This window comes from Mesorhizobium sp. M2A.F.Ca.ET.046.03.2.1, assembly GCF_003952425.1.
Classification (GTDB): Bacteria; Pseudomonadota; Alphaproteobacteria; order Rhizobiales; family Rhizobiaceae; genus Mesorhizobium.
The window spans coordinates 4003433-4018239 of the sequence record NZ_CP034449.1; the positions used below are offsets into that span (position 1 = coordinate 4003433).

16 protein-coding genes and 2 pseudogenes are annotated in these 14807 nt (G+C 63.8%); 6 read left to right on the forward strand and 12 right to left on the reverse strand.

Annotation, left to right across the window (positions count from 1 at the left end):
- The first annotated feature begins 76 nt into the window (after positions 1 to 76).
- Both EJ072_RS19085 and EJ072_RS19090 read left to right on the forward strand, forming a co-directional pair.
- A complete protein-coding gene (locus EJ072_RS19085; RefSeq protein ID WP_126080824.1) occupies positions 77 to 934 on the forward strand; it encodes an alpha/beta hydrolase in 858 nt (285 codons plus the stop codon).
- Positions 935 to 973: 39 nt separating this feature from the next.
- Positions 974 to 1630 (forward strand): glutathione S-transferase family protein, encoded by a 657-nt coding sequence (locus EJ072_RS19090; RefSeq protein ID WP_126080825.1) that lies wholly within the window; start codon positions 974 to 976, stop codon positions 1628 to 1630.
- A gap of 103 nt (positions 1631 to 1733) precedes the next feature.
- Here the strand turns inward: EJ072_RS19090 and EJ072_RS19095 are convergent, their stop codons facing one another.
- From EJ072_RS19095 to EJ072_RS19105, 3 genes and pseudogenes are all read right to left on the reverse strand, one after another.
- Positions 1734 to 2009, reverse strand: coding sequence for a metalloregulator ArsR/SmtB family transcription factor (locus tag EJ072_RS19095; protein WP_040998815.1), 276 nt, complete (start codon positions 2007 to 2009; stop codon positions 1734 to 1736).
- A 32-nt stretch (positions 2010 to 2041) separates the two neighbouring features.
- Positions 2042 to 3343: pseudogene (locus EJ072_RS19100) on the reverse strand (MFS transporter); the annotation flags it as partial.
- A 27-nt stretch (positions 3344 to 3370) separates the two neighbouring features.
- Entirely contained in the window at positions 3371 to 3565 is a 195-nt protein-coding gene (locus EJ072_RS19105; RefSeq protein WP_126080827.1) for a DUF1192 family protein, read from the reverse strand.
- A 113-nt stretch (positions 3566 to 3678) separates the two neighbouring features.
- On the opposite strand from EJ072_RS19105, the gene EJ072_RS19110 reads away from it, so the two are divergent.
- The 3 genes from EJ072_RS19110 to EJ072_RS19120 all read left to right on the forward strand — a co-directional run bounded on the left by EJ072_RS19110 (position 3679) and on the right by EJ072_RS19120 (position 6126).
- Positions 3679 to 4689 (forward strand): NAD(P)H-quinone oxidoreductase, encoded by a 1011-nt coding sequence (locus EJ072_RS19110; protein ID WP_126080828.1) that lies wholly within the window; start codon positions 3679 to 3681, stop codon positions 4687 to 4689.
- A 343-nt stretch (positions 4690 to 5032) separates the two neighbouring features.
- On the forward strand, positions 5033 to 5173 hold the full coding sequence (locus EJ072_RS19115) for a DUF1127 domain-containing protein (RefSeq protein ID WP_071074868.1): 141 nt from the start codon (positions 5033 to 5035) through the stop codon (positions 5171 to 5173).
- A gap of 254 nt (positions 5174 to 5427) precedes the next feature.
- Positions 5428 to 6126, forward strand: coding sequence for a DUF1013 domain-containing protein (locus tag EJ072_RS19120; RefSeq protein ID WP_126080829.1), 699 nt, complete (start codon positions 5428 to 5430; stop codon positions 6124 to 6126).
- 71 nt (positions 6127 to 6197) lie between these two features.
- Here the strand turns inward: EJ072_RS19120 and EJ072_RS19125 are convergent, their stop codons facing one another.
- The 3 genes from EJ072_RS19125 to EJ072_RS19130 form a co-directional block, all read right to left on the reverse strand.
- Positions 6198 to 6917, reverse strand: coding sequence for a YafY family protein (locus EJ072_RS19125; protein ID WP_042641559.1), 720 nt, complete (start codon positions 6915 to 6917; stop codon positions 6198 to 6200).
- An 18-nt stretch (positions 6918 to 6935) separates the two neighbouring features.
- Positions 6936 to 7076 (reverse strand): hypothetical protein, encoded by a 141-nt coding sequence (locus EJ072_RS36065; RefSeq protein WP_189343388.1) that lies wholly within the window; start codon positions 7074 to 7076, stop codon positions 6936 to 6938.
- A gap of 198 nt (positions 7077 to 7274) precedes the next feature.
- Positions 7275 to 7439 carry a hypothetical protein gene (locus EJ072_RS19130; RefSeq protein ID WP_116397974.1) on the reverse strand — a complete coding sequence of 55 codons (165 nt, stop codon included), beginning with the start codon at positions 7437 to 7439 and terminating at the stop codon, positions 7275 to 7277.
- Between the two features lie 201 nt (positions 7440 to 7640).
- Here EJ072_RS19130 and EJ072_RS19135 point away from each other — a divergent pair, with 201 nt between their 5' ends.
- Entirely contained in the window at positions 7641 to 7802 is a 162-nt protein-coding gene (locus EJ072_RS19135) for a hypothetical protein (RefSeq protein WP_108702902.1), read from the forward strand.
- A 392-nt stretch (positions 7803 to 8194) separates the two neighbouring features.
- On the opposite strand, the pseudogene EJ072_RS19140 reads toward EJ072_RS19135, so the two are convergent.
- The 6 genes and pseudogenes from EJ072_RS19140 to EJ072_RS19165 form a co-directional block, all read right to left on the reverse strand.
- Positions 8195 to 8583, reverse strand: a pseudogene (locus EJ072_RS19140) (SGNH/GDSL hydrolase family protein); the annotation flags it as partial.
- A 12-nt stretch (positions 8584 to 8595) separates the two neighbouring features.
- The gene (locus EJ072_RS19145; RefSeq protein WP_245466907.1) at positions 8596 to 9231 is read right to left on the reverse strand and encodes a GDSL-type esterase/lipase family protein; all 636 of its coding nucleotides are present in this window, start codon (positions 9229 to 9231) and stop codon (positions 8596 to 8598) included.
- Positions 9232 to 9294: 63 nt separating this feature from the next.
- Positions 9295 to 10029 carry a thioredoxin family protein gene (locus EJ072_RS19150; protein WP_126080830.1) on the reverse strand — a complete coding sequence of 245 codons (735 nt, stop codon included), beginning with the start codon at positions 10027 to 10029 and terminating at the stop codon, positions 9295 to 9297.
- A 153-nt stretch (positions 10030 to 10182) separates the two neighbouring features.
- Entirely contained in the window at positions 10183 to 11208 is a 1026-nt protein-coding gene (locus EJ072_RS19155) for a class I fructose-bisphosphate aldolase (protein ID WP_126080831.1), read from the reverse strand.
- A 117-nt stretch (positions 11209 to 11325) separates the two neighbouring features.
- On the reverse strand, positions 11326 to 12522 hold the full coding sequence (locus tag EJ072_RS19160; protein WP_126080832.1) for a phosphoglycerate kinase: 1197 nt from the start codon (positions 12520 to 12522) through the stop codon (positions 11326 to 11328).
- Between the two features lie 161 nt (positions 12523 to 12683).
- Entirely contained in the window at positions 12684 to 14573 is a 1890-nt protein-coding gene (locus EJ072_RS19165; RefSeq protein ID WP_245466908.1) for a potassium/proton antiporter, read from the reverse strand.
- Positions 14574 to 14807: the final 234 nt, after the last annotated feature.

The following is a 14807-nucleotide window of genomic DNA, read 5'->3' on the forward strand; positions in this document are numbered from 1 at the left end:
AAAAACCAGTTGCATTATGATATCGGTTTCACTATCGTGCAACTGATTGCAAAATGCAATCGGATTGGAGGAGCAGATGACCTACGCGGCGCAGCGCCCCGACATCGTTTCGGAAAGCTTCGGCAGTCCGAAAGATCCGCCGATCCTTCTGATCATGGGCGCCATGGCCTCGATGCTGTGGTGGCCGGAAGCCTTCTGCCGGCAACTCGCCAGGCGCGGCCGCTTTGTCATCCGCTACGACAACCGCGACACTGGACTGTCGACGAAATACCCGCCGGGCACGCCGCCCTACAATTTCGGGGATATGGTGGACGATGCGATCCAGGTGCTCGATGACCACGGCGTCGGCAAGGGGCATGTTGTCGGCCTGTCGATGGGCGGCATGCTCGCGCAGAACGTGGCGCTGAAATATCCTGAACGCGTCAGCGCGCTCACCGTGATCTCATCTTCGCCGCTCGGCGTCGATACGTCCGGCCTGCCCGGACCGACCGAAGCCTACAAGGAGCATTCGGCGCAAGGCGGCGACGTCGACTGGTCGAACAGGAAGCAGGTGCTCGACTTCATGGTCAAGGACGCCCGCGCGATCGCCAGCACGCGCCATCCATTCGACGAGGAACGCACGCACGCGATGATCGAGGCGGACTATGATCGCTCCGGCGGCCTCGCCAGCGCGACCAACCATTTCCTGCTCAAGGGCGGCGGCCCGAAACGGACGGTGCGAGACCTGATGGCACCGCTGCTCGTCATCCACGGCACCGCCGATCCGCTCTTTCCGATCGAACATGGCGAGGCGTTGGCAAAGGTGGTTCCCGGCGCAAGGCTGGTCAAGATCGAAGGCGGCGGCCATGAGCTGCACCGCAACGACTGGCGGCAGATCATCGACGCTATCGCGCCGAACGGCCGGAACTTGACGCGGCCGGCATGCGACAGGTGAATTCTTCAACCGTGATTGAAGGCGACAAAGAGGCCAAGCATGTCCCTGACTTTCCATTTCCACCCGCTGGCTTCGTTTTGCTGGAAGCCACTGATCGCGTTCTACGAGAACGACACGCCATTCAATCCGGTCATCGTCAATCTCGGCGACCAGGCCTCGCGCGCGGCGTTCCTGAAAGTGTCGCCGACTGGCAAGATGCCGGCGCTGCGCGACGATGCGCGCGAGCGAACGCTGCTGGAATCGACCATCATCATTGAATATCTGGCTGCGCATTATCCCGGGCCTGTCACGCTGGTGCCCACCGACATCGACTTTGCCCTTCAGGTCCGTCAGGCCGACCGCTTCTATGATTTCTACGTGCAGGCGCCGATGCAGAAGATCGTCGGCGACCGGCTGCGGCCAAAGAAGCAGACCGATCCATTCGGCGTCGAGGAAAGCCGCGCGCAGTTGCGCAACGCCTATGACATCGTCGAAAAGGAGATGCAGGAAAAAATCTGGGCGGTCGGCGACACCTTCACCATGGCCGACTGCTCGGCCTCACCCGCCTTGTTCTATGCCAACAAGGTTGAACCGTTCGGCGACAGGTTTCCGACGCTGAAACGCTATCACGATCGTCTGCTGGCGCGCCCATCCTTTGCCCGCGTGGTCGAGGAAGCGCAGCCCTATTTCAAGTTCTTCCCCTACAACAACGGCTAAAGCATGTCTCCCGAAAGTGGGAACCGGTATCGAGGACAAAGACATGCGTGAAATCAAAAACCTAAGCGTGGAGCGAATCTGAAAGATCGCGACGCGGTTTAGATCATTCCCCCGGCGCCGTTTCCCAGAACTGGTCGAGCCAGATGTTCAGCCTAAGGAAGCCGGCGCTGCTGACAGTATAGACGCGCCTGGTGCCTTCGGCCTTGGCATTGACAAGGCCGGCATCGAGCAGAACCTTCAGATGCTGGGAAACAGCCGGGCGCGAGACGGGCAATCCGGCCGCCAGTTCGTTCACCGTCTTCGGGCCGCGCCGGAGTTCTTCCAAGAGATAGCGCCGATTGGGGTCGGCTATCGCCACAAAGGCGTCAGAAAACATCATGCCGTTATTTGTGGGGCAAAGTTTTCGGAATCTCAACTATTGGTTTCAATCTTTCTGCGCGGATCGAGCCGGGTTGCTTCGGGCGTGACGGCGCGGTCCGCGGGCTGCGTCTTGAACGCATCGCGGTTTTCGATCGGCACCGGCGCGCGGGCGCGGATACGCAGCAGCGTGTAGCCGGCGAGGCTGAGATGAGCGAGCGCAGTTGCCAGGAAAAGCCCCTCCGGACGCACCGAACCCATCAAGGCCGCGGCCAAAAGCGGGCCGATCATCGTGCCGAAGCCGTAGAGCAGCAACAGGCCGCCCGAAACCTTGACGAAGTCCTCAGCGCGGGCATGGTCGTTGGCATGCGCGACGGCGATCGAATAGAGCGTGTAGGCGAAAGCGCCGTACGCAGCGGTCAGCACGATGACGAAGACGCCCGAGCGCGGCGCGAACATGAAGATCAGCACCGCGACCAGGGCCGCGCCGAAGGCAGCACCCGCCAGCACGAAGCGGCGGTCGGTTGTATCGGAAAGGCGCCCGGCCGGAAGCTGCATGGCGGCGCCGGAAACGACGACAAGGCTCATCATCAGCGCGATCTCGGCGGTGGAGATGCCGATGCGCGCGCCATAGACGGCGCCGAGCGTGCCCCAGGCGCCGTTGGCTATGCCGATCAAGAGGCACGCCACCGCCGACACCGGCGAATTGGCGTACAGGCCTTTGACGTCGAGCTTGACGTCCTGCAGCGGCTTCGGGGTCGATTGGGTAGAAACCGCCGTCGGAATGAGCGAAAGGCAAAACAGGATGCCGGTGATCATGAACAGCGAGGCCGATCGTACGTCTCCGCCGGCGACGATCATCTGGCCGCCCATGATCGATGCATAGGTAACCATCATATAGAGGCCGAAGACGGTGCCGCGGTTCTCGTTGGTGGCCTTCTCGTTCAGCCAGCTCTCGATCACCATGAAGGCGCCGGCCATGGTGAAGCCGGTGAAGGCGCGCAAAAGAATCCAGAAATATTCATCGATGATGAGGCCGGTGAGCAGCGCGATGATGGCGCCCGACGCGGCGAAGGCGCCGAAGGCCCGGACATGGCCGGCGCGGCGCACAAGGCGCGGGGCGAAGAAACAGCCGGTGACGAAGCCGCCTGCCCAGGCCGTGCCCATCAGGCCGAGCGATGCGGTCGAAAAGCCCTCGATCTGGCCGCGCAGCGGCAACAGCAGGCCGTGCAGGCCGGATGCCGCGAGCAGGAAGGCGGTACCGCGCAGCAGCGAGAGGATCGGTCGGTAGGTTGCAAACATCGCTTGATCCTGGTTCGGGCGCCGGGGTCTGAAAACAGGCGTATTGGGGCTTTTCGGCGGCGGTCTTGCGCGCCGACGAAATTATCCGCGCCGGAACAATGCGTCGGCGGCGGATTTGGTGGCGCTCTTGGCGGCCCGCTCTGCCTCAAGCCTGGCGATCTCGTCGCGCAGCAGGGCGATGCGCTCCGACAATTCGTCGACGGAAAGCAGCGAGAGGTCCTGCCCGATCTCGTGCGGGCGCGCCTTCTTCCGGGGTTCGTCGTCGAAGATCGCCATCGTCGCTTCTCCCTTACTTGGCCATTTGCCTGATTTGGCAATCAGCATACATAGGGCAGGGGCGCCGATGCAAACCACTGTGACAAGACAGGATTCGAGGAGACGGGACAGCGATGGCGAACAAGGACAAGATCCCGGAGAAGATGACAGCCATCGCGATCTCGCAACCCGGCGGTCCCAGGGTGCTCAAGCCGGAAACCCGCGACGTGCCGGTCCCCGGCCCCGGCGAAGTGCTGATCCGGGTGCACGCAGCCGGGGTCAACCGACCCGACGTGCAGCAGCGCAAGGGTGTCTATCCGCCGCCGCCTGGCGCCTCGGACCTACCTGGACTCGAGGTCGCCGGCGAGATCGCGGCGCTCGGCGACGACATATCGCGCTGGCGCATCGGCGACCGGGTCTGCGCGCTGACGCCGGGCGGCGGCTATGCCGAATATGTCAAGGTCCATGCCGGCAGCGTGCTGCCGATCCCGGCCGGCTTCACCTATTCGGAAGCCGCGGCCGTGCCGGAGAACTACTTTACCGTCTGGCACAATGTGTTCGAGCGCGGCGGGCTCAAGAAGGGCGAGACGCTGCTTGTCCATGGCGGATCGTCCGGCATCGGCACCACCGCCATCCAACTTGCTTCGGCCTTCGGCGCCACTGTTTTCACCACCGCCGGCAGCAAGGACAAATGCGACGCCTGCCTCAAGCTCGGCGCCGACCGGGCGATCAATTATCGCGAGGAGGATTTCGTCGCCGCGGTCAAGGATGCGACCGGCGGCAAGGGCGCCGACGTCATCCTCGACATGGTCGGCGGCGACTATGTCGCGCGCAACTACGAGGCCGCGGCCGTCGAGGGGCGGATCGTCCAGATCGCCGTGCAGGCCGGCGCTGTCGCAAGCACCAATTTCGCGACGCTGATGGTCAAGCGCCTGACCCATACCGGCTCGACGCTTCGTCCGCGCACCGTCGAGTTCAAGGCGGCGATCGCCGCCGCGCTGGAGGCGCAGGTATGGCCGCTGCTCGGCACGCGCAAGGTGGCTCCGGTCATGGACATGATCTTTCCCCTGACCGAAGCCTGGCGGGCGCATGAGCGGATGGAAGAGGGCGAGCATATAGGCAAGATCGTCCTCGACGTCGGGTAAGATAGGCCGATGTTCAGGTGAGGCCGGCCTGCGAACGGCGGCTTCCTGCGCTTCCGGTGCTCACGTATTTTTTGGAACCGCATGTCCCTTATCGGAAAACCGGAACCACTTTTCCGGGACATGCGGAAGTACGCTCCGCTCCGGTTCTCGAGCGCCACCATTTTCGGCTCGGCCTGACCTGAATCTCGGTCCGCGTTGTCCCCTGTTCCAAGCTGAACGCATCGTTAATGGTGCAATGCACAAAACGCATTGCGGCCATGCAAAAGCGTCCGTTCATTTCTTGGGCAGGCATGCCTATTTACGCGGCATCAAACGATTTCATCAAACGACTGGAGAAACTGAAATGAACCCGATCCGTGCTTTCCGTAAGTGGCGCATGTACAACGAGACCGTGCGCGAATTGAACAAGCTCAATGCCCGCCAGCTCAGCGACCTCGGCATCAACCGCGCCGACATCGAGCGCATTGCCCGTCAGGCGGTGTAATCAAAACCAGCCCGGCCACAGGGCCAGGCTGGATAGGCAAGCAAGAGCCGTCGAGACGCTTGCTTCGTTTCCGGTTCCAAGCCCGCTGGACCTCGTCCAGCGGGTTTTGTCTTTTAATGGCTGTGAATCAGCCCTTTTCCAAAAACATTGCGAAAATTCGAGGGAGCGTTTATACAGGCCGCGAATTTCCCATTTTGGTGGCTCTAAAACCACCGCCCGCGCGGGAACGCGGGCGAACGAGAAGGATTTTTGACATGGCCAATACGCTGCTGATGCCCAAGGCGACCGCCGTCTGGCTGGTCGACAACACCGCGCTCTCCTTCGAGCAGATCGCGCAGTTCTGCGGGTTGCATCCGCTCGAGGTCAAAGCGATCGCGGACGGCGAGTCGGCGCAGGGCATCAAGGGCATGGACCCGATCATCACCGGCCAGCTGACGCGCGACGAGATTGCGCGCGGCGAGAAGGACATCAACTACCGGCTGAAGCTGTCGGAGCCGAAGGTTCGGGTGCCGGAATCGAAGCGCAAGGGCCCGCGCTACACGCCGCTGTCGAAGCGCCAGGACCGGCCGAACGCCATCCTTTGGCTGGTGCGCAACCACCCCGAGCTCAAGGATGCGCAGATTGCCCGTCTCGTAGGCACCACCAAGTCGACCATCGAGCAGATCCGCGAGCGCAAGCACTGGAACTCGGCCAATCTGCAGCCGATGGATCCGGTGACGCTCGGCCTCACCTCGCAGATCGACCTCGACCTCGAGGTCAACCGCGCCTCGCGCGGCCGCGAGCAGCCGCAGCCCGTCGGCGACACGCTGCTGCCCGCCGCCCTCACCGAACGGCTGGTGCCGGCGCCGGAGAAGCCGAAGGATGAAGACCAGGAGCTCGATGCCAACGCGGTGTTCGCCAAGCTCTCGGCGCTCAAGTCGAAGGACAAGGGCGAAGACGACGAGCAGGAGTAAGCCTTCCGAGGCTATCAACAAAAAAGCCCGCTTCGAGCGGGCTTTTTGTTGGACAATCGCTCGGGAGGAAGTCACGTCCGCGCGGCGCGGTCGGGCGCCATGCCGTAATCCTCCGAGCGCTCGACGGCGCGGTAGAAATCGGCGAGCTGCTTGCCGCGCTCCGGCTTGAAGGTGCGGCCGGCGATGACGACCGAAGCGATGCGGTCGATGCGGAAGGCGCGGAAATCGTCGCGCATCTCGCACCAGGCAACCAGGGTCCAGACCTTGCCCCAGAACCACAGGCCGAGCGGCCTGATGTCGCGCGCGGTGCCGCGCCCGGCCTCGTCGGAATAGTCGATGGTCAGCACCTGGCGTTTCTCGACGGCGCGCTCGATCAGGTCGATCGCCTCGCGCGCGGCGTCGCTCACCACCCACATCGGCGTGTGGATCTCGGTGCGGGCGATGCGGTCCTTCTCGGTATCGGGAAGCACCGCGCCGATCTTGACCAGCGCCTCGTCGGCGGCCCTTGCCATCGCGGCGCCGCCAAAGGCGCGCACCATGCGGGCGCCGGCAACCAGCGCCACGATCTCGTCACGTGTGAACATCAGCGGCGGAAGGTCGAAACCTTCCCTCATCATGTAGCCCACGCCCGCTTCCCCGTCGATCGGCACTCCGGTCGACTGCAGGTCGGCTATGTCGCGGTAAATGGTGCGCTCGGAAACCTCGAGCCACGTGCCGAGCTTCTGCGCGGTGACCAGTCGGCCACCCCGCAAATGCTGCACGATCTGGAAAAGCCTGTCGGCGCGGCGCATCGGTTTCTCCCTCGGGGTTTATGGCTTCAGCCCTTCGCGCTTGCGCGCGGTCGGCACCAGCATCGACTGGCCTTCGACGACATCGCCGACCGTGCGCGGCGACGGTTTGATGCCGTTGATGCGTGGCGTGTTCAGCCTGTCGTTCCAGCTTTTTACCATACGCAGATTACTCCGGATCATGTTCGTTGTTGTCAGGATCGAAGCCGCTCCAAATACCGCATTCCTCCTGACAACATACTGTCAGGAGGCTGCGGCAAGCTACCGGCAAACAAAGGCTTCTTCCCTGTACTCAACATCACTGGCCGCCAATACATCTGGGCGCGGTGTCGCCACAATCCAAGTCGCGGCGGCAAAATTTCAGTTTTCGCGCACGCGGCCCGTGTAAAGGTCCGGCCAGCCAATGTCCTTGCGGATGTCCGCCGGCAAGGTGTTCAGGAAACGCTGGGTGCGGATCTCGTTGCGCACGGTGCGGATCCGGCCGACATAGTGCTGCACGCTGCGCAGGATGGTAAAACCGTTCATGACCTCACTCCTCTCTTTCGATGAGAAGAGTATCTCACACCCCTCCTGACAGCAGTCTGTCAGGAGGTTGGCAGGGGACGGAAGAAGGCGGCACGGTGCCCCCCGCAGGGCTGGATGAAGCCGATCCCTGTCAGGAGGTGCTCGGCCCGAAGGCCGCAAGAACAGCTTTGACAGCCGCCATCGTTGCTGGTCAAAGGCAGCATGACGAAACTGCTCGCCCTAGTCATCTGCGGCATCATGCTGATCCAGGTCATCAAGCCGCTGGGCTGGCCGGGGCTGAAGCGACGCGGCGATTTCTGGAAGCTGGCGCTGCTTGCGATGGCGGCCATCTCGCTTGCCGCTGTCTTGGGTCATTGGGCTTAGTTCCTTAACGCAGAAGTTTTGACCTGGTTAGTGTGCGTTGGCAGGTCCCACGCCTCGGCGATTAGCTGAGACGCTTATCGCGGTCGTCATCACCACGGGCGGAGCGAGGAGCGAAGCGACGCGCGCAGACCCGAGGATCCCTGCCGTGACTTGGAAGCGCCGCGGCGGTCCAGAACTCTGCACCGTTGCACATTTCGGTCCAGGTAACGGCATGGATTCCAGGGTCTGCGCGCGTCGCTTCGCTCCTTGCTCCGCCCTGGAATGACGAAGTTCGGGAGCCTCCAGCTCATCGCCAGCGTTTGCGCTGACTACCCCAAATGGACGCTGATAGCCTTGCCCGACAAGCCTGCGATCTCGGAAGTCGCAATTCTCGGCTCGCCCTGACCTGAATCTCAACGTACCTCAGCGCAGTTACCCATGACGAAATCCAGCAGATGCTCGGCCCAGGCGCGATAGCCTGCCTCGGAGGCGTGGAAGCCGTCGGACGCGAAGCCGGCATCGGGATTGGTGATCGGCAGGCGCGAGGCGGGCACGGCGCCGCGCTCGTTGCAGAGCCGCACGCCCATGCGGTTCATTTCCGTGGCGCGGATCTCGAGGATCCGGCCAGCAATGGCGGCATTGCCGGCGCGCGGGTGAATTCCAGCACCGGCGACCAGACAACGCGCGCTTCCGGCCATTTGGCGCGCAGCGCGTATAGCAGCCCGCCGAACTCCTTCTTGAAGCGCGGCACGGAGTGAAAGTTCTTGGTGTCGTTGGTGCCGATGGCGAGCACGATATGCGTCCCCCCATGGCGCTATGCCCCGACAGCCTGCGATCTCGGAAGTCGCAATTCTCGGCTCGCCCTGACCTGAATCTCAACGTACCTCAGCGCAGTTACCCATGACGAAATCCAGCAGATGCTCGGCCCAGGCGCGTAGCCTGCCTCGGAGGCGTGGAAGCCGTCGGACGCGAAGCCGGCATCAGTGCCAGGCCATCGGCGACCAGACACGGCGCTTCCGCCATTGGCGCGCAGCGCGTATGCAGCCGCCCTTCGAGCGGCGAGTGAATTCTTGGTGTCGTTGGTGCCGATGGCGAGCACGATATGCGTCCAGGGATCGGCCGATAAATTGGGCAGGACATGGTCGCGGATCTGGCCGGAGGTCGCCGAATTGAAGCCGGCGGCGCGCCAGCGCACGGCTCGGCCGGTTCGCTCGGCGATCAGGCCGGCAAGCCGCGCCGCTAGCCCGCGTTCGGATTGCTCGATGCCGACCGATGCTGCCGAGGAATCACCCAGGACCAGCAACGCGACGGATGGCGCCTTGCCCGGTATTTCGTGCAGCACCGGGCCTCGCGCAGGCAGCATCCGCGTGGTGCGGCGGCGCACGCCGAGGCCCTGCCAGACATAGACCGGGAAAGCGAGCCAGGTGAGGAGGGCAAGCAGGCGCTGCATGGCAAATCCGTTGAAAACAGCGGGAAGCCTTAGCGCATCTTCAGGCCCAGGTGAACGAGACGATCACGCGCAGCAGTCCGGCCGGTCCTCGTCCTGATATTCGTCGTGGAGGCGCACCCAGTCCATCAGGTTGTGATAGGGGCCGGTCTCGCCGCGGCCTTTCGGCGTCATGTCGAGGTAATGATAGGCTCCGATCAGCGCGTCGCCGCCGCGGCCTCGCGACAGGAAGGTCAGGAAGATGTCGCCATTGCCGTCGCGGTAGAAGACGCTGGTGCCGGGCAGGTCTTTCGACCGCAACGGTCGCTTCTCGAAATTGTAGGTCGTGTCGCCGGCCGCGATCTGCCTGTCGGTGAAGGAGACCTGCAGGTCGAAGTTGAAGTCCGATGCATAGGACGATACCCAGTCGAACTTCCAGCCCATGCGCTGCTTGTAAGGCAGGATCTCGGTCAGCGCCGCGCGCGAGACGACGACCAGGGATACGTCGTGGTGCTTGAGATGCTGGTTGGCGCCGTCGATATGGTCGGCGAGGAACGAGCAGCCCTGGCAACGGTGGTCGCAACCCGGCGTCATCATGAAATGATAGACGATGAGCTGGCTCTTGCCGGCAAAGAGATCGCCAAGACGCTTCGGTCCCGCTTCGCTCTCGAAGACATAATCCTTGCGCAGCTTGAACCAGGGCAGCTGCCGCCGCTCGGCGGCGACAAGGTCGCGGAAGCGTGTCAGCTCCTTCTCGCGTTCCAAATGATTGCGATGTGCCTCGAACCAGTCCTCGCGTGAAACCACGGCATTGCGTTGCATGACCATCTCCTGTCCTCTCCCGCCAAGGACGTTCGACATCGGCTCAACCCGACACAGTCGCCGTTGTTTCGCTGCTCAGGTAGGAACGCGGCCCGCAAAAAACAAAACCCGGGCCATGAGCCCGGGCTTCTGTTGGAATTGGAAGAGATGGCGTCAGGCGGCTTTCTCAAGCGCCGGCTGCCATTTCCCGAGCGCCGCCAGATGGTTCATATAGGCCCGGTGGGTGAAGGCGGCCTGGCCGCCGGCGACGTTCGAGGCCTTGCCGCTCCATGCCTTTTGCGGCGCGGCCTGCAGCGCGCGGCCATAGGAGAAGGTCAGCTTCCACGGATGCGGGCCGATGGCATTGATGGCGTTGAGGTTGGCCGTCGCTTCCTCGTCCTCCTGCCCGCCGGACAGGAAGGCGATGCCCGGCACTGCCGCCGGCACCACTTCGCGGAACAGTTTTATCGTCTTTTCGGCGATTTCCTCGGGGCTGTCGGTCCTGCCCGACTTCTTGCCGGAGATGACCATGTTGGGCTTCAGGATCGAGCCTTCCAGCACGACGCGCGCCGCGTAAAGCTCGTCATAGAGCTTGACCAGCGTCGCCTTGGTGACGTCGTAGCAGGTGTCGATCGAATGCGCGCCGTCCATCAGCACTTCCGGCTCGACGATCGGCACGATGCCGGCCTCCTGGCAAAGCGCGGCATAGCGGGCCAGCGCATGGGTGTTCGAGGCGATCGAGTTGGCCGAGGGTACGCCCTTGCCGGTGTCGATATCGATCACCGCGCGCCATTTGGCGAAACGGGCGCCGAGCTTGTAGTAATCGGCAAGCCGCTCGCGCAGGCCGTCGAGGCCCTCGGTGATGGTGTCGCCGGGAAAGCCCGCGAGAGGCTTGGCGCCGAGATCGACCTTGATGCCCGGAATGGAACCGGCCGCCTTGATGATGTCGACCAGCGGCGTGCCGTCGGCGGCCTTCTGGCGGATGGTCTCATCGAAGAGGATGACGCCGGAGATGTAGTTGGACATCGCTTCCTTGGCGCGGAACATCATCTCGCGATAGTCGCGCCGGTTGTCGGCGGTCGATTCGACGCCGATGACGTCGAAACGTTTCTTGATGGTGCCGGAGCTCTCATCGGCAGCCAAAAGGCCCTTGCCGCCGCTCACCATCGCGGTGGCGATATCTTCGAGACGTTCGCTCATGGGTGCTCTCCTACGCTGCGTTTGTTCCGCGCTAGCAGAACATTATCGCCAAAGGAATGACCCCGGAAAGCGCGAATCGATTGAAAGCCGCGCTGGCTTTGCCTTGTCTCGGATTGTTTACCGCTTCAGCACTTCGACGCCGGGCAGCGGCTTGCCTTCCATCCATTCGAGGAAGGCACCGCCGGCGGTCGAGACATAAGTGAAGTCGTCGGCGACGCCGGCATGGTTGAGGGCGGCCACCGTGTCGCCGCCGCCGGCGACCGAGACCAGCTTGCCTGCCTTGGTGCGGGCGGCCGCGTGCTTTGCCGCCGCCACCGTGGCGCGATCGAAGGGCTCTATCTCGAAGGCGCCGAGCGGGCCATTCCACACCAAGGTCGCGGCGCGGTCGATCCAGTCGGTAACGCTCTGCACGGTCTTTGCGCCGACATCGAGGATCATGCCGTCCGCCGGCACGGCATCGATGGCAACGGTCTCGCTCGCGGCACCCGCCTTGAATTCCTTGGCCACCACGCCGTCGGCGGGCAGGATGATGGCGCAGCCAGCTTCCGCCGCCTCGATCATGATCTGCTTGGCGGTGCCGGCAAGGTCGTGCTCGCAAAGCGACTTGCCGACATCGGTGCCACGCGCGGCCAGGAAGGTGTTAGCCATGCCGCCGCCGATCACCAGCGCGTCGACCTTCTTCACCAGGTTCATCAAAAGGTCGATCTTGGTCGAGACCTTGGCGCCGCCGACAATGGCGACCACCGGCCGTACCGGATTGCCGAGACCCTTTTCCAGCGCGTCGAGCTCGGCCTGCATGGTGCGGCCGGCATAGGCCGGCAGCCGGTGCGCCAGGCCTTCGGTCGACGCATGCGCGCGGTGCGCGGCGGAGAAGGCGTCGTTGACATAGATGTCGCCATTGGCGGCGAGCTTTTCCGTGAAGGCCGGGTCATTCTTCTCCTCGGCCTTGTAGAAGCGGGTGTTTTCAAAGAGCAGCACGTCGCCGTCCTTCATGGCGGCAACGCCTTCGGCGGCTTTGTCGCCGATACAGTCGGCGGCGAAGCGGACGGGGAGGCCGAGAACCTCGGCCGTGGCCCTGGCGATCGGCTCCAGCGAGAATTCGGCCGACGGACCATCCTTCGGACGGCCGAAATGGGCAAGCAGGATGACCTTGGCGCCTTTCTTCGAGAGTTCGGCGATGGTCGGCGCGATGCGCTCGATGCGAGTGGCGTCGGTCACCTTGCCGTCGGCGACGGGAACGTTGAGGTCGACGCGCACCAGGACGCGCTTGCCGCTGACGGCGCCGATGTCATCGAGTGTCTTGAAGCCGGCCATGATCCGTTCCTTCCTGGTGCGTTGACGCAATTCCGGACGGAAAGCCGCCCACATCTTTCATGGAATTGCTCTAGCGAAAACGCGGGGACCTTACCCGGCAGCGGCGGCGATGCAAGAGCCGCGTTAAAGCGCGCGCGCAAAAATGATGTCGCCATGAGACATCAGCCTTCGCCGGTTGCCTTTTGCTCGCCCGGTGCCGGCGCCACGGGATCGATCGGCACGTCCTCGACCGGCTGCTTTTCCACCGGCCTGCGCCAGTTGCGGATCAGCGCCGCTATGCGATCGCCGATCTCGCCGGCGCTCATGAACACCGGCACGCGCGCCACCTGCGCGGTCGGCTCGAAGGACAGGCCGAGCCCGGTGATCCGGCCTTTCTCGTCGACGTCGCGCACGATCAGCTCGATCGGCCCGATCATCACGCGGTCGGCATATTCGGCATGGCCGCCGAGCCGCTCGGTAACGAGCGCCGCGACGGTGAGCTTCTGTTCGGCCTCGGTAAGGCCAGGCCCATAGGCCGCTTCCAGCTCCGCCGCGGAGCGGGCCGGATCGACGGCAAAGGCGCCGAAGAAGTCGGCGTCCTCGGGGTCGACCACGGCGCGGCTGGCGAACAGCTTGTCGAGCAGGCGCGGATAGCGATCCGGCACGAAGATATAGACCTGGTCGCCAGCGGTGAGACGGCCCATGTCCTGGAAGCGCATCGAGCGGCCGTCGCGCAGCACCAGCGAGGGCCTTGCCCAGCGCGGGATGCGCTCGCCGCGCGCCACCGGGCTGCCGGGTGCGACGCGATAGGCAAGCAGTTCGTGATGGGCTGAGCCCGGCAGTTCGAGCTCGACCTTGTCCAGGGGCCCGAGACGCGCCGGCACGATCAGGCCGAGGCGGCGCGCCAGCGGCCCGACCGTCCAGCCCTGCACCACCAGCGACACTAGCACAATGATGAAGGCGGCGTTGAAGATCAGGCGGCCATGCTCCAGGCCGCCGAGCAGCGGCGTGATGGCAAGCAGGATCGAGACCGCGCCGCGCAGGCCGACCCAGGACACGAAGGCGACCTCGGGACGCGGCAGGCGGAAGGGGATCAGGCAGAGCCAGACGGCCAAAGGCCGCGCGACGAAGATCAGGAACAGGCCGAGCAGCACCGCCGGCACCAGGATCGCCGGGAACTGCGAGGGTGTGGCGAACAGGCCGAGGATCAGGAACATGATGATCTGCGCCAGCCACGACATGCCGTCCTGGAAACGCCTCAGGATGGTGACGGCGCGGATGTCGGAATTGCCCGCGATCAGCCCGGCAAGGTAGACGGCGAGGAAGCCTGAGCCGCCGACCGCGCCGGCGGCGGCAAACACCATCAGCGACAGCGTCAGCACGAAGATCGGCAGCAGGCCGTGATCCAGGTTGAGCCGCTCGACCAGACGCACGATGCCGAAGCCGCCGAGGACGCCGATCACGGCGCCGAGCCCCATATTGGCAAGAAAGCCAAGAAGGAGATTGGCGGCCAGCACGTTGGCCTCGGGGTTTGCATGCGCGGCGATGATCTCGACCAGGGTGATGGTGAGGAAGATGGCGATCGGGTCGTTGGTGCCGGATTCCACTTCGAGCGTCGAACGCACGCGCTCGCGCAGATGGATCTCGCCGGCGCGCAGCAGGAAGAACACGGCGGCCGCGTCGGTCGAGGCGACGGCGGCGCCGAGCAGGGAGGATTCCAGCCAGCTGAGCTTGAGAAAATAGGAGGCGGCGACGCTGAAGATGCCGGTGGTCAGGATGACGCCTATAGTGGCCAGCGACAATGCCGGCCCGGCCGCTTGCTTCAGTGCGTTGAGCGGGGTGCCGAAACCGGAGTCGAACAGGATGATGGCCAAAGCCAGTGAGCCGGCAAAATAAGCCAGCCGCGCATTGTCGAATTCGATGCCGAGGCCGTCGACGCCGGTGGCAAGCCCGATGCAGAGAAAGAGGAGCAGCAATGGAGCGCCGAAGCGGAAGGCGATCAGGCTCGAAAACGCGGCGGCAACAATGAGCGCAGTGCCGACCAGCGTCACAAGATAGATCGCATGCTCCATCCGCCAGTGCCCCTCAAGTCCCTCTCATTTGTCGATTTACGGGAGAGTGGGGCGAAGACATGACCAGTGCAAGGCAACAGCGTGGTTTTTTGGATTCTGCTGGCGTGGGGAAATGGAGGAGCCGCTTTCCTCTCGTCATCCACGGGCGGAGCGACTGGTGTTGCGGCTAATCTCCACGGCATGCGGAACCGCCGAGACTAAAACGAAAACGCCCGGCCGGAGCCGGGCGTTCGA